The organism is Paenibacillus nasutitermitis (genome assembly GCF_014641075.1).
Lineage (GTDB): Bacteria > Bacillota > Bacilli > Paenibacillales > Paenibacillaceae > Paenibacillus_Z > Paenibacillus_Z nasutitermitis.
In genome coordinates, this window is sequence record NZ_BMHP01000002.1 from 1862365 (window position 1) to 1880145 (window position 17781).

The window sequence follows — 17781 nt, forward strand, 5'->3', positions numbered from 1 at the left end:
GATTCAAGAACGTTCCCGCCGTTTCATCGAGCTTAAAGCTTATATTCATGCCGCAGCTGCTCCAGCTGCCCCAAGCCGCGCTCGGCCCAACGTTTCAAACGGTCCAATCCGGCAATTTCACTCTCAAGCGCCGCTTTGAGGGACTCTGGGTAAGAAGGGATCTCTCCCTTGTACGGTGCAAGATCACTGTAGGGAATATTCGTTTTTTCCGTGTAGCTGAGCGCCCGCCGTTCATGAAACAAGGGCACATCCGGATTTTGCGGATTATGCAAATCCCCCTGATCCGGATGCTTCAGCACGGCCAGCACCTTCACAAGCGCACGCGGTCCGCTGCCAGCTTCCATCACTTCCCCTATATATTCCCCCGTCTTATAGCGGATGGCTACTATGGACCCGGCTTCCGGAATAAATCTGTTTTGCTGCTGCATCTTTTTCATCCTCCCAGTCGTCTATAGGTTCATAATGAACGTTCATCGCGCATGGCAAGGAACTCCATGATTTCTTTACCTATTTTTTAGGATAAATTAAGGGACATAAGTGTGCAAGTCACAATTCCAATCTTGTGTTACACAGCCCTTGCATCGTAATATAAGAAAGAGAGATTTTAATGCATGTTGCTATCGCCGGTAGGAAAGGACATCCCCTGGGACGATTTTTCCTATGCGGTCAGAAAAGTAGGTGAGAAGTTGCGTAAAAAAAGAGTGCTGCTGCTCTCTGAGGGGTTCGGTTCTGGTCATACTCAAGCCGCTTATGCGCTGGCTGTCGGATTACGTGCGCTAAATCCCGGCATTTCTACCCGGGTCATCGAGCTCGGCAAGTTTTTGAACCCCGTGCTCGGTCCTTTAATTGTTTCCGCCTATCGCAAAACAGTCAGCAAACAGCCGAAACTGGTCGGCATCGTATATCGAAGACAATACAAGAAATCCTTAAACCGGTTTACCCAGCTTGCGCTTCACCGGATTTTTTATACCCATACATCTCAAGTCATCTCGCAGCTCAAGCCGGATTTAATCGTATGCACGCATCCCGTGCCAAGCGCAGTGGTCTCCCGTCTGAAACGTCTTGGTCTCAATGTGCCTCTTTACACGCTGATTACCGATTATGACGCTCACGGCACTTGGACCAGCCCGGAAGTCAACAAATATCTGGTATCCACCGCTCTTGTAAAGAAGAAGCTTACCGACCGGGGGATCCCGTCAAGCCGGATTGAAGTAACAGGCATTCCGGTTCACCCCAATTTCTGGGAGACCCACGACAAAACTGAGCTCCAGGCCCAGTTCGATTTGAAGCCAATGCCCACTGTCCTTATTATGGGTGGCGGCTGGGGGATTATGTACAGCGATAATCTGCTGGAGTATATGACGCGCTGGCGCGACCGCATCCAGATTATTTTCTGCGTGGGCAGCAATGACAAGGCCAGGGAGAAAATGCTCGCTGACCCGCATTTTCAGCATCCCAATATCAAAGTGCTTGGTTTCACGAAAGAAATCAGCAAGCTGATGGACGTGTCCGATCTGCTCATTACCAAGCCTGGCGGCATGACCTGTACCGAAGGCCTCAGCAAAAGCATTCCGATGCTCTTCTATGAACCGATTCCCGGTCAGGAAGAGGTTAACTGCGAATATTTTGTGGAGAGCGGTTTTGGCGAAATGCTTGTCTCTACGGAGACGATCGACAAATGGTTCGGACTGATTCAGGAGCCTTATGACTCCGTCCAATACCGGCGCAATCTGATGTCCAAGCGCAACCAGCATTATAACCCGATGCAATGCTCCCGTGCCGTCCTGCAGCTGATGCAGTGACGGTTTCTTTTTTTCCCTGCCGTCCCGGTCTGGTGCAAGGTACAGCTTTTTTTTGAAAAAAATGGGGTATGATTGAGCTGCCCCTGCATATCCTGCCGGTGATGGGGGTAAATAAACGGATATAGAGCTGTGTTTTCACAACCATTTAAAGGAGGTCAACGGGTATGAGAAATGTGCCGATGGATGGGAAGACCATTATTCTTCGAATTGAGCTGGACACGCAAAAGGTATATTTCGGGGCAGCCGCCACTGCTATCGAACAGGCAGGCGGCGATATTATCGCCATCGATGTCATTCAGACCGGCCGCGACCGCACCGTGCGTGATTTAACCGTCAAAGTCAGTGAGGCGGCTACCAGTGAGCGGATAAGCGAAGCCCTTGAATCGCTTCCCGGGATCCGCCTGATCAATGTCTCCGACCGGACCTTCCTGCTCCATCTTGGCGGCAAAATCTCCGTACAGCCAAAAACGCCGATTCAGAACCGTGACGACCTGTCGCGCGTCTATACCCCGGAGGTTGCCCGAGTCTGCAACGCCATTCATGAGGACCTGTCCAAAGCTTATACCCTGACGATCAAACGCAACACGGTTGCCGTAGTCTCGGATGGAACAGCGGTGCTTGGCCTGGGGGATATCGGCCCTTACGCGGCCATGCCGGTCATGGAGGGCAAAGCGATGCTGTTCAAGCAATTTGCCGACGTGGATGCGTTCCCCATCTGCCTGGATACCCAGGATACCGAAGCCATAATTGCCGCGGTGAAAGCTATTGCCCCAGGGTTCGGGGGGATTAATCTGGAGGATATCTCCTCGCCCCGCTGCTTCGAAATCGAACAGCGGCTGCGCGAGGAGCTGGATATTCCCGTCTTTCATGACGACCAGCACGGAACAGCCGTCGTTCTGTACGCCGGGCTGCTTAATGCGCTGAAGCTGACCGGAAGAAATATTGCCGACGCCCGGATTGTCGTTTGCGGAATCGGCGCGGCGGGAACGGCCTGTACCAAGATGCTGCTTGCCGGCGGGGCGCGGCATGTAACAGGCGTAGACCGCGAAGGGATTATCTGCCGGGATCATCATTACCCTAACGGAATGTGGCAGTGGTACGCCGAACATACCAATGAAGAGCGAAGGAACGGCGGGCTTGCCGAAGCGATCAAGGATGCCGACGTATTCATCGGCCTCTCCGCCGGAGGCATTCTGAAGCGGGAGCTGATTCAGAGCATGGCCCCTGACCCGATCATCTTCGCCATGGCCAACCCCGAGCCGGAGATCCGCCCGGAAGCGGCGGAGGATATCGTCGCCGTCATCGCGACCGGCCGCTCCGATTATCCCAACCAGATCAACAATGTACTGTGCTTCCCCGGGATTTTCCGCGGCGCGCTGGATTGCCGCGCAAGCTGCATCAATGAGGCCATGAAGCTGGCTGCTGCTGAGGCGATTGCCTCTGTAATCAGCCAGGACGAACTGAGTCCGCTGTATATCATACCGAGCGTGTTCAACCAGCGGGTGGTTGAGGAAGTGCGCAGAAGAGTCGTACAGGCCGCTATTGCCAGCGGGGTCGCCAGGAAGCAGCCGCGCGAATAAAAGGCTTCCCGGCCGCGTTCAAGGAGTTGCAAGCTTCTATCGAAAGAAGACGGCTTGAAGAAAGCAGCCCGGCGTTAAAAAGAGCTTTTTTTTCCTTCCAAAGATCGACCGAAGCGGAATACAAAAAAATCCGGGTCAGCAGGCTCCCGGATTTCCTCTTTTAATGCAGCGTATTGGGGCTAGGCGCCCCGCTTATGCCCTGATTATTTTTGTTCCTTCTATCAATCAGCAGCACGATTCCCGCTGCTGCAAAAATCACCAGCATACTCATCAGCGGATATCCATAACGCCCGAAAGTAATAAATGGAAGATGAATCAACCAATAATAGAGAAACGGAAGCAAAATCGGCAGCATCTGTTTGAGTCGTTTATTGATCAGCAGCATCACAATTCCGGCGAATCCTGCCAGAACATAGAGCCAGTGGAGGACATTGATTGCAGGTCTTGGCAGGCCCGGTACCGGTCTGGAATAAAAAGGCGCCGAGAACAATTGATAGGTTTTGCCTGCCGTAAACCAATACGTATACGACACCGGCGTATGCTTGAAGCTGTAAGCAATGAGCCGCTGGGCGGCCAGCTTCTGCGAGTTGTCGCTTGGACCAAACAGCTTGCCGTCCTTGTATTCGGGATACTGCTCGAAGAATCCTTTGGGCGGATTGGCCCGCTTCACAAGCGCGCCAAGCAGCATGGGATTGCCGCTTGATTTGGTAAATGGAATAAACTCATTGAAATGCACATAGTTGCGGATCCACCAAGGGGACAACAGCGCCATGCTGCAAACGCCGACGATTGCGGTGTATTTCACAATATCTTTCCAGCTGTACCGGTGGACAAGCCACAGCACGAGCAGGCATACAGGGAACAAGGCGCTTTGTGGCTTTACATAACAAGCCAGACCCAGCATTAGGCCGACCCATACATATGCAGCTGCTGTTTTTTTGTTTATGGCATATATAGTGCTGCATAACAGCAACAAAAGCAGCAATTTGAACGTCGATTCTGTTAGGACTGCGCCAGAAGCAAACAAATCAGGAATATAGAAAGCAGCTAAAATAATAGCCACGAGTCCAACCCGGCTGCCAAACACTGACCTGGCAAGGATGAACAGCAGATAGATCGAGAAAGATTGCATGAGACACTGCAGCAGCCTGAAGGCTGTAACTCCCATATCCCGGTCATCCATGATGGCGATAAATCCACTTAGCATCAACGGAATTGTGGGCATAATAAAATTAGTAGGCAACGCGCCGCTATTGTAAACAAGCGTATGGTCCTTCAACAGCACCTGCGCGGCATGAACATATTTGACATCGTCATTATTGCGTTTATCATAAGAACCGAGCAGGAAATGATCGCCGAGCCAAAGCACAACCGCCGCATTGACAATCAGGACAACCGCCATCACTGCATAAACCCATTTTCTTATCGCGGGTGTCTCAGACTTTAATGAAAACAAACTCACAACTCCTCTTCCGTAATAATGGTATTCAATATCGGACGAGTTCTATTATACTATATAAGGCCTGTTCAAAAGCAAATCCACTTATACTAAAGGATGGATCACCAATGCCGCACACCAGAACCAGCGATATCCTGGTCATTATTCCCGCATACAACGAAGAAGCAACTCTCGCCAGAACCGTTCATGAGCTCAGACGTCATACGCCCTATGATTTTGTTGTCGTCGACGACGGTTCCAAAGACCGCACCCCCGACATCATCCGCAAGGAGGGATTCCCTTCCCTTCGCCATGCGGTTAATCTGGGAATCGGCGGTTCCATGCAGAGCGGTTATCGGTATGCCGACAAGATGGGCTATTCCTATGCTATTCAGCTGGATGCTGATGGTCAGCACCGCCCCGAGGATATTTTCAAGCTGGTGGAGTATATGCAATCGAGCGGCTGCGATATGGTGATCGGTTCCCGTTTTGTAGAGCGGAGCGGCTATAAGGGCAGTCCTCTGCGTCGCTTCGGCATCTTCTACTTCCATTGGCTGGTTCGGCTGCTCACCGGCGTATCGATCTATGATCCAACATCGGGCTTTAGAATAGTCGGCCGCTCTACTATTGAGCAGTTCTCAAGAGCGTATCCTACCGATTATCCCGAGGTCGAGGTGCTGGTGAGCCTGTCCAAGCAAGGGCGCTCCATTAAAGAAATCAGCGTGGAAATGCGCAGCCGCCAAGGCGGAACCTCCTCCATTAACTGGTCCAAATCAATCTACTATATGATGAAAGTGACGATGATTTCGCTCATTCGCAAAAGCTTCTCCTAGCCCTAGACTTTCCAGCGGGGACTTGAGGCTTAACCGGAATATCCCGGCACTCTGACGCCGACCGCTGTACAAGCACCTCACAGAAAGGGACGCACTCTATGAATCAAATCGTTTCACTTCTTATCACCCTGATGTTCCTAATTCTTATTATATCGCTTACGGTTACCCACCGGCTTAGGGACCGGTATGCTTTTCTGTGGCTGATCACCGCCGTCGCAGGTGTGATCGCGGCGATTTGCATTCCGCTGCTCAACAAGTTCGCTCTGTGGATCGGCATATACTACATGCCGACTTTTGTTTTTATGATGACGATCCTTTTCATCCTCGGGCTGCTGGTGCGGCAGACGATCAGCTTGTCCAATCAGTCGGACCGTATCAAGACCCTGACCCAGGAGTTTGCCATGATGGAGAAAAAAATGCTGGAGATGCAGCACATAATCGAAGGACGTGAAACCCGTTGAATCTTGTTCAATTTTTCCTTATTCTGGCAAACACCCTGATGCTCGTAACCGGACAATTTATCTGGAAATACGGATTGATGCAAAAGGCCAAGCCGTTTGAAAGCTTCCGCACCATTGTTGAACTGGTCTTCTCTCCTTATATTCTGGGCGGATTGTTTATTTACGGCTGCGCAACGGTGCTATGGCTGTATATCGTCTCCAAGGTCGATCTCAGCCTTGCGTATCCCATTCAAAGTCTGGCTTATGTGATATCCATCGTTGGCGCGTATTACATCTTCGATGAATCGCTTTCCGCTCTGAAAATTGTCGGCTGCCTGCTCATCCTCGCTGGTGTCGCCTGCATTGGACTCTCCGCTAAATATGCATGATCCCGACCTCCATGACTGTGCCGCAAGACTGCCGGGATGGAATGAAATTTTTTGAAACCTCCTTCATTTTATTGGTATATATACCGATAATTAGAGGAAAAGAGGAGGAATTCAGTTGAAAAAAGGGTTTATTTCATTCATGATAGGCGTCTTCATTCTTACCGTCCTGGCTATTCCTGCCGCTGCCGCTGATGGCGGGGCCCATATTTTTGTCAATGGCGCGCCCATCAAAGCAAAATCGGTAACTAAAAACGGCGTTTCTTTTGTCCCTTTCCGGGAATTATTTGAAAAGCTGGGCATGGGAATCGGATACAATGCAAAGTTGAACCAGGTGACCGGCACAAAAAAAGATCTAAAGCTCACCTTCACGCTGGGGTCCAAAACGGCCTATGTCAATGGCCAGAAGAAAGCCCTGCAAGCCGCACCTTTCACAAAAAATGGCGCCACCTATATCCCGGTTCGTATCGTCGGCGAAGCGACGGGGAATGCCGTCTATTGGACAGCCGAAGCGAATTTGATTCAAATTAATAGTCCCTCCTTTAAAGGAGCCTCCTATACCATTGATGGTATCCCCGTCGTGATCGACGCTAACGGAACAGTCTCCTTTGGCCCCGGTGCCTTGAACCAACAAAAGATGCAGCGTGAATTGGCTGAGCAAGAATCGATCCGGAATTTTATCGAAAGTCTCCCGCCTTCACGCAAGGTTGGAGAACCTCCAACGAAGAAGCAGTCCCAAGATCCCGGATATAAAGGTTACCCTGATTATTTTGACGATAATTATGTTGAGGCAGCCGGGGAGAATAAAGATCTGCCGCCGCTGATGAGCAAAGGCTGGATTTCTTTATCCATGTTGTCGGAAATCGAAAATATCAACCGTGTCGAGAATGAGGATCCCAATACGATCACTTTAGCCAGGTACGACCAGGCAAACGGTGTTTTCCGATTTGATATCGTCATGACAGACGCTTACAAAAAAGCAAAAAACGGCAGCTTTGTGTTAAGCGGCATTCAAGTAACAAAATATAACGGTACGATGTATCTTAATATTGAAGACTTGAAGAACGCTGAAGTCATTGATACGAAACCCAAGGAGCCCAGCAATAACCTCGCTTGAAGCCATCCGCCAGCGGTATGGCTTCCATAGCTGCCGGGGATGGATGGTTTAAGTAACAAAAAAAAGCGGCAGGGGACAGCTCCCTTGCCGCTTTTTTTGAAGTGCGGTCATTCCGTTTTTTATCCGAATCTTAGCGCAAAATATCCTCAATCTGTGAAAGCTCTTCATTGGAGAAGTCCAGGTTGCTCAGAGCCGCCACATTATCCTCGATCTGGCTCACCTTGCTCGCACCGATCAGCGCTGAGGTGACGCGTCCACCGCGCAGCACCCAGGCAAGCGCCAGCTGGGCCAGGGATTGGCCGCGCTTTGCCGCAATGGCATTAAGCTTCTGCAGCTTGGCTACGCGCTCAGGGGTTACCGCGCTTTCCTGCAGAGCGCCCGTCTGGCTAGCCGCGCGCGAATCCTCCGGAATGCCGCCAAGATATTTATTCGTTAACAAGCCTTGGGCAAGCGGACAGAACGCGATACTGCCGACGCCATTGTCCTCCAGCACATCCTGAAGACCGTTCTCGATCCAGCGGTCAAACATATTGTAGCTGGGCTGATGAATGACAAGCGGCGTGCCCAGGCGTTTCATGATGGCAATGGCTTCCGCCGATTGCTCCGCGCTATAGCTGCTGATGCCGACATATAACGCTTTGCCCGAACGCACAATATGATCCAGCGCGCCCATGGTTTCCTCAAGCGGCGTTTCTGGATCCGGACGATGGGAGTAGAAAATATCGACATAGTCCAGCCCCATGCGTTTGAGGCTCTGATCCAGGGAAGCGATCAAATATTTGCGTGAGCCCCACTCCCCGTAAGGTCCGGGCCACATATAATACCCGGCTTTGGAAGAGATAATCAGCTCGTCCCGGTATGGTTTGAAGTCTCCGGCCATCACACGCCCGAACATCTCTTCCGCTGAACCCGCCGGGGGTCCGTAGTTATTCGCCAAATCAAAATGCGTTATACCCAGATCAAATGCCCGGTGAAGCATGGCACGACCATTCTCATGCGTATCCACGCCGCCAAAATTATGCCACAATCCAAGAGAAATAGCTGGAAGCTTCAGGCCTGTCCGTCCAACCCGGTTGTACGTCATCGATGCATACCGTTCTTTGTTTGCCGAATATACCACGTTATCGCTCCTTTATCATTCGAATGATCAAAGAATAACTTTCACCCCCATCTTACACTACTGCTTCACGGGGCTCAAGGCTGTCCAAAGCAGCGAATCTTGACAACACAAGAAGCGGCATGCTCTGCGAGAGCATGCCGTTGTTTTAAACCGTTCCTGTCCGCTGCCCGGTGTGAACAAGCTTCTGAATGAACGGGCGTGCAGCAGCGCCGTCTTCCTTGCCTCCGCCGCTGTAGACCACAATTAGCAGTGAGTGCGCCTCTGCAGACAGAACGCCCTCTGCCAGATAAAGAGCAAGGTCAAATGGCAGCAGCTCGATTACCGCATGTTTATGCAGCTCCTTCTCGCCCAGCCCCAGCGCCGCAAATGCTTCCGAGACGTCCCCGGGCTCTTTCGCAAGCTGCCCCATCCAGCCGTTCCAGGCGGCTTTGTCCATCGTGAAATCCCACCATACCTTGCGCGGCTTGTATTTGTGGTTCAGATAATAGTCCAGCTTCATAAGCCCCAGCGCCACATCCGGATTCCATTTCTTCCCGGCCTCCGCCATGCGGTGGACATGCACCTCAGACAGGAACGTCCACAGCCGGGAGAACAGATCCTCCAACTGGTGGCCGATTTTCTGCCAGCCGCGTCCCTCCCAGTAATCGCCGAACTGCTGGAAGAAATCAAAAGCGGAATCAAAGGCCTGTCCAATTAAATAGTGCAGCGCATGATCCATGCGGTGCGCATTCCAATACTTCTCCAGCACATCCTCCACCCGTTTGATACGGACGATATCCGAGAACGGCATAATATCATTCCCCAATATTTCATAGGGAGCGCGGTCCATATAGACATAGCCGTGTTTCTCCGCGTCGCGGCGCATGCCGGTGCCACGCAGCATTTTGAGAAAACCGAGCTGCAGCTCCTCCGGGCCAAGGGCGAACACATCGTTGAAGGTTTTGCGGAAGGTCTCGTAGTTCTCCAGGGGCAGGCCCGCAATCAGATCGAGATGCTGATCGATCTTGCCGCTTTCCTTCACCTTCGTTACAGTACGGCTGAGCTTCGCAAAGTTCTGTCTGCGCTGTACCTCCGCATTGGTGGGATCATTGGTCGATTGTACGCCGATTTCAAAACGGAATATGCCGGCCGGCGCATGCTCGGCCAGATAATCAAGCACCTCCGGCCGCATAATATCCGCCGTAATTTCGAACTGGAACACGCAGCCCCCGTGATTCTCAATGAGGAAATGAAAGATTTCCAGGGCATAGTCGCGTTTGATATTAAAGGTACGGTCCACAAATTTGATCAGCTTCGCTCCGGACTGGATCAGATAGAGCAAATCTGCTTTGGTCCGCTCCATATCGAAGTAGCGGACGCCAACCTCGATGCTCGACAAACAGAACTGGCAGCTAAAGGGACAGCCGCGGCTTGTTTCGAAATAGGTGACCCGGCTCTGCAATCCGGCTGTATCCTCAGGGAAGCGGTAGGGCGAAGGAAGCTTCGCCAGATCCAGCTTCGGACGGGGAGGATTTACGATAATCTCCATCGTGCCGTCCTGGTGCTGCTTGCGGTAAGCCGCTCCGAATACCATATGCAGCTTCTGCGTATCCCGCAGCTCCGTCAGCAGATGATGGAAGGTCTCTTCCCCTTCGCCGACCACAATATAATCGACCTGCGGCAGCCGCTCCATCCAAAAGGCCGTGTCATAGCTGACCTCCGGACCGCCAAGCACGATCCGCAGCCCGGGCATGATTTTCCGCAGCATATCAATGACCGTTATCGTTTCCTCAATATTCCAGATGTAACAGGAGAAGCCGATCACATCCGGTTTGCGGGCATAAACATCAGCCGCGATGTTCATCACGGGATCTTTGATCGTATATTCCGCTATTTCCATATCGAATTCGTGCCCGCTGTAGGCTTTCAGGCAGCGAAGCGCCAGTGATGTATGAATAAATTTGGCATTCAAGGTTGCCAGCACAACTTTCATGTTGTTCAATTCCCTCTTTTGTTTATGGCTTACAAGCCCTTCTATTGTACCGAATATAGAACAAAAAAAGAAGGGCGGCCCTCCCTCCTGCAGCCTGAAGCTGCAAGAAGGAAAGCCGCCCTTCTTCGCCTTATCGCATAAACTAGAAGAAACGGCTAACACGGTCCTTCGCGGCGAAGCAAGTATCTTCCCCTAGAAATATAAGCCTGGTATAGGCGAAAACTTATACCAGGCTTATATTTTGATAAATTAAGTGCGGACCTGCACAATCATTTTTTCTTTGCCTTGCATTTGAATTACAGGGTAACGGACACGCCATTTGCCATCCGCGGTTGCGGTAGCTTCCCCCGGATTCAAGCCGCGCGGCTCAAAGCTGAATTCCTGCTCGTAATAGACGGTAAGTGCAATCGTATTATCCGGCAGCAGTTTGTGCAGCTTGGAGCCGGTATCCATGGCCCAGTAGCGCAGATCTTCATTCGATTTATGCCCATACAGCATATAGAATGCAGGATCAATAACCGCTGTAACAGTCAGCCAGCCCTGCGAATCGCGCTTGACCTCAATCCGTTCCAGCTTGGTCGTGCCTTCCGCTGCGCTGATCTCGCTGAATTTCTTCACGACAAGTTCGCGAATATCATTATCACTGGCTCCCGCCAGACTTTCCGGCAGTGTTTTGGGCAGAAAAGCGATTTTCTCCGATGCTTTTTCGTCCTCGATATTGTAAAGCAGGATGCTGACATTCAGCACGGATATCGCAAAATTCAAATTTGCCTGCGTGGAGTCGACTCCCGAGGTCGTGATTCCCACCAGCTCGCCATAATCGTCAAACAACCCGCCTCCGGAACTGCCGTGATCGATCGGAACGCTAATCTGATACGTCTGGACGCCATCCGCTTGCTGCAAATTGCTGACAATACCGTCAGAGACCGTATTTTGAAAGCCCAGCGGGCTGCCAATGGCAATAACATGGGCACCTTTGTTGACACCGTAGCCGATTACAGCGGGCTCCACGCCAAGCGGCTTCTTCGTTTGAATGACGGCCAGATCCGCTTTCTCGTCGTAGCCGACAACTCCTTCTACCTCGAAGCTGTCGCCGCTGCGCAGCAGCACCGTTGCTTTCTCGGTCTCTTTCACAACATGCAAATTCGTGACGATCCGGTTTTCGCCAATGATTACGCCACTGCCCTGCAATGTATCGGTTGTGATCATCACAACCTTATCATCGTTCATATCCACAACTTCTTCCGTCGTATAGGGGTAGTCCACATCACTGGGACCATAATCGGGATCAACTTCCCCTTCCGTGACGGAATCCTCTTCTTCAGCCTGAGCTTGCAGCGCTTCGTACGAAGTGATCCGGATGATACGGGCTGCCGTATCCAGCTCGACCTTCGCGCCGAGCGCTTCGGCGACAAAACGCAGCGGAACCATTGTCGCTCCATCGATCACCTGCGGCGCAGCCGCCAGGGTCACGCTTTTCCCGTTATTAACGGCTTTGTTGGAGCCAAGTTGAAGCGTGATGACGGAGCGGTCCTTAATGGCGATGATCGTCTTGGTTGCCGGCTCCCAGGTCACGTTGGCCTTCAAGGCATTAAATATCGTGCGCATCGGCACAATCATTGTTCCTTTGATGGTAACGGGCGATGGCGACAAAGCCAGCTTCGTTCCATCCACATATACAGTTGCAGCCTTGGTCTGCACAGCTGTCTTGGGAGCCGCAGCGGCCGCGGCGCTGTAATCTGCCAGTCCCGGGAGAGGTACGAATACAAGTCCTGCTGCAAGTACGGATAATAGCACATTTCGTTTCCATGAATACTTCAATTTCACTTAGACTTTCCTCCAATTTTTTGGCAATTTCCCACTTGGCTATCGTATCACCCTATCCTCTCTCTTGTCTATGAAATTGAATTCAAAGATTTACCGTTATAAGGATTGCTGATACCCGTTAAAGCTCATGCTCCTGCTGTTTGAACTCTGTCGGGGTCAGCCCGGTCTCGTCCTTGAAGTTCCGCGAGAAATAATGAATGCTCGCATAACCCAGACGCTCCGCAATCCGTTCCATCTTCTCGCCTTGCAGCAAATGGTATTTGGCTTTGCGGATACGCTCGGAGATGAGGTATTGCTTAGGCGTTACGCCTGTGCATTTCTTAAACATAGCCGAAAAATAAATCGCGTGATAGCCGCATAAGCCGGCCAGTTCCGCCACGGTCCAGTTTGTTTCCGGATGCTGGCCGATTGCCGACAGCGCAGGTTCGATTTTGACACGCTCCGCAGAAGGAGGCTGCCGGTTCAACAGCTGCCTGGCCAGGGCAATAATCATTTCTGTCATGAGTGCCCGTAAATAAATCGCATAGCCCGGTGTTTCATTACTGTATTCCTGAACAATACGAAGCAAATAAGGCTCCAGGCCCGGCATATTAATAAAAGCAGGCAGCTGAACCTTGTCCTGGCCCGGAATCTCGACAATAAAACCGATCTCCCGGTAGAGCCGCATCTCCTCATCCGAACAGCTCTGCAGGGCGTAAGCGGGATGAATCGGTTCCGGTGAAGGAACCCGCCATTGAAAATGCAAACTGATATATTCGACTTCGCTCAAGATTCGCAGACGGTGCGGACAAAGGGGACCGTATATCACACAGTCTCCGCCAGCAAGCAGATAATGTTCTGCGCCAATTTGAGCTTCCGCTTCACCCGAAAGAATATAAAACAACTGAAAATCGGGGTTTTTACGGGGGCCCCATACGATATTCTCATGAGCCTCCGCTCGCGCCGCAAAATTAACGGCCGGCGCCAGGTCATAAATCGATCCCAGATCGGTTGATATCAAACATGCACAGCCCCTTCGATCATTCATTCGTATTGGAAAAGTGCAAATCCCTCTTCAGTATTTATAAAGACAGCGCTGCCAATCTCCTCTATGCTTATTTTATCAAGTAACCCATACGATTCAACCCTGAGGAGGCAACTACTTATGTTAAGTCAAGCACAAATGAATGAATTTGAAAAGAACGGTTTTTTGAAAGGCGACATCGTCCTGAGCGACGCCGAGGTGGAAGCGCTTCGCGCTGAGCTGGATCTTGTCATGAACGGACAATCTGTCAAGAAGCCGGTTCTTTCCCACAATATGGTGGCAGGCTACGATGAAATGAAAATGACGGTCAGCGAAACGGTCGTGCAAATCGTAAATATCTGGATGGCCAGCGATGCATTCTTTCAACATGCAGCCAACAAAACCATTTGCGAGGAAATCGCCCAGCTCACCCACACAGATCAGCTCCGTATCTGGCATGACCAAATCCAATACAAACCGCCTGTGACCGGCGGTCCGACCAAATGGCATCAGGATCATCCGCTGTGGCCGATCATCACGCCTTCGGATCTCGTCAGCGCCTGGGTCGCTCTGGATGATGCGACCATCGAGAACGGCTGTATGTGGATGGTGCCGGGCAGTCACAAATGGGGCAATCACCAGCAGTATCTGCAAAGCGATGCAGAATTCAAACCGGTTCACAAACAGCCGGAACTGCTGCCGGAAGGCGCCAACGTCGAAGCAGTGCCTTTTGAAATCAAAAAAGGCCAGGTTGGCTACCACCACTGCCTGACCTGGCACGGCAGCCCGAATAATCACTCGCAGCATAAGCGCCGCGCAATTGCCGTGCATTATATGCCTGGCCATACCCGCTACACGCCAACATCCGGGCATCCCATGCTGCCTTTCGTAACGGTAGAAGCGGGCGAGCTGCTTACGGGAGATCATTTCCCGCTCGTCTATCAAAAATAACATCACATGCATCAAAAAAATGGATCGGAAGAAACGCATCGCGCGTCTCCTTCGATCCATTGCTATTTCTCACCCGGTCAGGCGATGCCGCTTTTCCAGACTATTTTCTGATGAAAAAACCGACCAGCTCTTTGGTTTCCGGATTGATCACAATCACCAGCGGTCCGAGCAGCGCATCCTGATCCGTACTGTAGTTGACAGATATCAGCTTGCCGTCTTTGGCCTGAATATCCGCCAGGATTTGCTTTTGTTTATCGTCCGCAGGCATGATACCCGCCTCTTTGGCGCTGATCAGCTCTACCTGCGCTTCGTCTTGTTTGGTTAACAGATGCTCCTTCTGGCTCTCAGGCACGAGGGTCCAGGCCAGATTTTGATATTCCTTGACACTGGCTGAATCAAGCTGTTCCTCGAGCACAACAATTACGTGGGCCGGACTTTGCGGAGGAAGGCTCTTGGTCATGATAGGACCGTAATAGGCACGAATCTTGGTTCCCGGTTTAATCTGGGACCATTCGACCGGCTGCCCTTCAGGTGAGACAACCATCGTCTCTTTGCCGGCATTGAGCGTTAGTGAAGGAATTTCAACATTGTCCTTCATTTCGCCAAACTGGATTTTCCAGCCGCCATCTGTATTATTTACACTCAGAACCGCTTCTTCTTTAATCAGACTTTGCTCGCCGACCTGAATGCTGACCGCATGCGATTGGCCAGGATAGCTCATCGTCATAACGGGGCCGTACTTGGCGGTCAATTGCATACCGGGCTTCAGATCTTTGGCAGCAAAAGCTTTGCCGTTCTTATCAGTCAGAACCGTTTTTTGGTCCACATTCAGAATCACCCAGGTGTTCGTGCCGTGGCCGAGCACTTCAATCTGAGATTTGCCGTCTGTTGAAGAGGCGCTTACGATAACCCCCATCGTCTGCATGAAGTTTTCCTGCTCCTTCTCCCCAAGCTTAATTTCCTTGCCGCTTAGTTCAAGTCCGTAACCAAGGGCAGTCGCCGTATCGCGAGCCGGAAGATAAGCTTTGCCGTTGATATATACAGGGTGCAGCTTCGTATCCGTTCCATTTACCGTCACCTTAATATCGTTATGCAGAATTCCGTTCACTTTTTCCACCAGTCCGTTTGCACCGACCGCCGCTGTCGTGGCCAGCAAGCCTGCAGCCGTCATCATAATCAACCATTTTTGTTTTTTCATTTTCATTGCTCCCTTCGCACGTATGCGCTGTTTGTATTTGCTCTAGCTGCGTTGTTACAATATCTCAGACGCAAATGGAGGTTAAAAGGTTACCAGAACGGTAATTAATAGTCGATATCAGACAGATTGATTCGGTTGTCCTGCCCGTTACGAAGCGGACATCTTTTTCTTGCACCGCACACAAAAAAGCCAAAAACTCCATCATGAGTTTTTGGCTTTTTTGCCGGATGTTCCCTTATCCATTGATCCGGTTAACGATCTTCAGCACCGTGTCACGGGTTAATTTGCTGCCGCCTGCAGCGAGCAGATTCACCGTAGCATGAGCCAGAGCAAGGGGGATTTTACAAAATTTCAAAGCCGGACCCGGTTTCAAGTCCGCGATATACTCATCGGCCAGCTTCAGATTGCGTTTCGTATACGCGAGCATCTCTTTAAACTGCCACCCGTCCGGATAGAAATCAACACCGCGCTTCAGATCCTCGTCCCGGTTCCGCAAAATATTGACTGCCTGCAGTCCTCTGCCGAATGCGACCGCTTTGACAAAATCGGTTTTTGTGCCATCATACCAAAGCCATAGCTCGGAAAGCATTTCTCCTACCATGCCCGCAACACTGTAAGTGTAACGATCCAGATCTTCTTCGGTATGAATGTTCCACTTGGCTTCCACCCATTCGGCCATTTCCTTGGCCATCTTCGCGATGTAACGGAAAACCGTATCAGCGATGGCTGGCGGGCATAGCTCCATCCAGTTACGGAGCTGCATCGTAACGTCGGGAAGAATATTCTGGTAGGGGGTTAATACTTCATGGGTGGCTTGGATAACAGCCGGTGATTGGGAGGATCTGTAAATCCCTTGCAGCAGATCCACTTTCAGCTGATCCGGCAGTTCGTGATGATCCTCGATTTCATCGATCGCCCGCATACAGAGATAGGCAGATGTTACAGCTTCCTTCAGACCGGGTTCCAGGCGGCTGATCGGGATATAAAAGGTCCGGCTCGTTTTCTGCAACATGGTCATGGCATCATTCAGGATGGCGTTCGTAATGGGTATTCCCTCCAAAGTAGCTTTACTAATCGTACCTGTTCAAACCGCCGAAGCCTCATTCTTATGGAATGGCTTCTTCACCGCGTAAGGCATATTTGAACGAAATGGAATAAACGTCTTTTTTTACTTTCCTTTCATAATAACATACCTGTCCTATTGAGCACCAACCCCAAGACCACATAATGATGCTTTTTAACGCTGTAAATGTGAACGGTCAAGTCATATCCGGATATCATTCGTTGAAATCTCTTTCGGCTATACTTAATGACAGATGAAAAAAAGGCTCTTCAGATTTTATGGTGGAACGACTTTTTGACTAAATCCATTATTTCAATACGACTTTGCCGATGCTATGAGAAAACCACCGGTGTTATACAGAATATGGCGATTATTTAATCGCAAACATAATCAATAAGATAAAAATGAGTTGTTCTGAGCGTTTCCTTTATTTCAATAGTGCAGCACGAAGAGTTAATGTCAAACAAGACCCAAACTGTGTAACAAATTGCTATGTTGATAATTGAAAAGAGCCTAACATGGCTCTTTCTTACTCTACGACTTCAAACGGAGCAGCAAGTCCGCCAATAGTAGCCCGATATTCACCTGGGGTTAGTTTGTACTTCAGATCACTTATATTAAGACCTAAGGATGACAATTTATTTGGGGAATGAATTATACCTTCGTCTGTGAAAGAGTCTGCTTTCATTGGTACCTCGTACCACGTATCTTCCAGTTTTTTTTCAAGAAATACATGAATACCTGTCGTGTATTCTTTATTACTGTCATTTCGAATTTCAACAATGATAACCTTAATTGATGTTGGATATTCCGTTTTCTCAGTCTTGATAGTCACACCATTTTCCGAGTCAGGACGTTTTTGAGCAAGGGCTTCTTCCTTAAGGTATGAATCATCTGTTTGACATCCAGTAATAAACAGAAGTAACAACGCGAAACAAAAAGCAGCAAATGGATATTTTTTCATTATTAAGATACCTCCTACACTCATTTCACCAATAATTGGATAGGTAAACAGTGAAAAGTTGTTAATGAACAGTACGAAGATAATGCC

At 50.3% G+C, this 17781-nt stretch carries 16 protein-coding genes; 7 read left to right on the forward strand and 9 right to left on the reverse strand.

Annotation, left to right across the window (positions count from 1 at the left end):
* Positions 1-32 precede the first annotated feature (32 nt).
* The gene (gene kapB, locus IEY46_RS18740; RefSeq protein ID WP_229750361.1) at positions 33-428 is read right to left on the reverse strand and encodes a kinase-associated lipoprotein KapB; all 396 of its coding nucleotides are present in this window, start codon (positions 426-428) and stop codon (positions 33-35) included.
* Positions 429-686: 258 nt separating this feature from the next.
* On the opposite strand from kapB, the gene IEY46_RS18745 reads away from it, so the two are divergent.
* Both IEY46_RS18745 and IEY46_RS18750 read left to right on the forward strand, forming a co-directional pair.
* Entirely contained in the window at positions 687-1802 is a 1116-nt protein-coding gene (locus IEY46_RS18745; RefSeq protein WP_188993521.1) for an MGDG synthase family glycosyltransferase, read from the forward strand.
* A gap of 164 nt (positions 1803-1966) precedes the next feature.
* A complete protein-coding gene (locus tag IEY46_RS18750) occupies positions 1967-3382 on the forward strand; it encodes an NAD-dependent malic enzyme (protein WP_188993523.1) in 1416 nt (471 codons plus the stop codon).
* Positions 3383-3542: 160 nt separating this feature from the next.
* On the opposite strand, the gene IEY46_RS18755 is transcribed toward IEY46_RS18750, so the two are convergent.
* Positions 3543-4838, reverse strand: coding sequence for a glycosyltransferase family 39 protein (locus IEY46_RS18755; protein WP_188993525.1), 1296 nt, complete (start codon positions 4836-4838; stop codon positions 3543-3545).
* Positions 4839-4948: 110 nt separating this feature from the next.
* On the opposite strand from IEY46_RS18755, the gene IEY46_RS18760 reads away from it, so the two are divergent.
* The 4 genes from IEY46_RS18760 to IEY46_RS18775 all read left to right on the forward strand — a co-directional run bounded on the left by IEY46_RS18760 (position 4949) and on the right by IEY46_RS18775 (position 7596).
* A complete protein-coding gene (locus IEY46_RS18760; protein ID WP_188993527.1) occupies positions 4949-5653 on the forward strand; it encodes a glycosyltransferase family 2 protein in 705 nt (234 codons plus the stop codon).
* Positions 5654-5751: 98 nt separating this feature from the next.
* Positions 5752-6114 (forward strand): DUF2304 domain-containing protein, encoded by a 363-nt coding sequence (locus IEY46_RS18765; RefSeq protein ID WP_188993528.1) that lies wholly within the window; start codon positions 5752-5754, stop codon positions 6112-6114.
* Positions 6111-6482, forward strand: coding sequence for an EamA family transporter (locus IEY46_RS18770; protein ID WP_188993530.1), 372 nt, complete (start codon positions 6111-6113; stop codon positions 6480-6482). Before IEY46_RS18765 ends, IEY46_RS18770 begins: the two co-directional genes overlap by 4 nt.
* Positions 6483-6597: 115 nt before the next feature.
* Positions 6598-7596, forward strand: coding sequence for a copper amine oxidase N-terminal domain-containing protein (locus IEY46_RS18775; protein ID WP_188993532.1), 999 nt, complete (start codon positions 6598-6600; stop codon positions 7594-7596).
* Between the two features lie 130 nt (positions 7597-7726).
* On the opposite strand, the gene mgrA is transcribed toward IEY46_RS18775, so the two are convergent.
* From mgrA to IEY46_RS18795, 4 genes are all read right to left on the reverse strand, one after another.
* Positions 7727-8716 carry an L-glyceraldehyde 3-phosphate reductase gene (gene mgrA, locus IEY46_RS18780; RefSeq protein WP_188993534.1) on the reverse strand — a complete coding sequence of 330 codons (990 nt, stop codon included), beginning with the start codon at positions 8714-8716 and terminating at the stop codon, positions 7727-7729.
* A 145-nt stretch (positions 8717-8861) separates the two neighbouring features.
* Complete coding sequence (locus IEY46_RS18785) at positions 8862-10688, reverse strand: B12-binding domain-containing radical SAM protein (RefSeq protein ID WP_188994016.1); 1827 nt, start codon at positions 10686-10688, stop codon at positions 8862-8864.
* Between the two features lie 249 nt (positions 10689-10937).
* A complete protein-coding gene (locus tag IEY46_RS18790) occupies positions 10938-12515 on the reverse strand; it encodes a stalk domain-containing protein (RefSeq protein WP_188993536.1) in 1578 nt (525 codons plus the stop codon).
* Between the two features lie 118 nt (positions 12516-12633).
* Positions 12634-13515: a helix-turn-helix transcriptional regulator gene (locus tag IEY46_RS18795; RefSeq protein ID WP_229750362.1), complete on the reverse strand. Its 882-nt coding sequence runs from the start codon at positions 13513-13515 to the stop codon at positions 12634-12636.
* A 144-nt stretch (positions 13516-13659) separates the two neighbouring features.
* Here IEY46_RS18795 and IEY46_RS18800 point away from each other — a divergent pair, with 144 nt between their 5' ends.
* Positions 13660-14469 carry a phytanoyl-CoA dioxygenase family protein gene (locus IEY46_RS18800; RefSeq protein ID WP_188993540.1) on the forward strand — a complete coding sequence of 270 codons (810 nt, stop codon included), beginning with the start codon at positions 13660-13662 and terminating at the stop codon, positions 14467-14469.
* Positions 14470-14569: 100 nt separating this feature from the next.
* Here the strand turns inward: IEY46_RS18800 and IEY46_RS18805 are convergent, their stop codons facing one another.
* The 3 genes from IEY46_RS18805 to IEY46_RS18815 all read right to left on the reverse strand — a co-directional run bounded on the left by IEY46_RS18805 (position 14570) and on the right by IEY46_RS18815 (position 17694).
* On the reverse strand, positions 14570-15667 hold the full coding sequence (locus IEY46_RS18805) for a hypothetical protein (RefSeq protein WP_188993541.1): 1098 nt from the start codon (positions 15665-15667) through the stop codon (positions 14570-14572).
* Between the two features lie 235 nt (positions 15668-15902).
* Positions 15903-16685, reverse strand: a complete 783-nt coding sequence (locus tag IEY46_RS18810) for a squalene/phytoene synthase family protein (RefSeq protein ID WP_188993543.1) — start codon at positions 16683-16685, stop codon at positions 15903-15905.
* Positions 16686-17259: 574 nt separating this feature from the next.
* The gene (locus IEY46_RS18815; RefSeq protein WP_188993545.1) at positions 17260-17694 is read right to left on the reverse strand and encodes an immunoglobulin-like domain-containing protein; all 435 of its coding nucleotides are present in this window, start codon (positions 17692-17694) and stop codon (positions 17260-17262) included.
* Between the last annotated feature and the right edge of the window lie 87 nt (positions 17695-17781).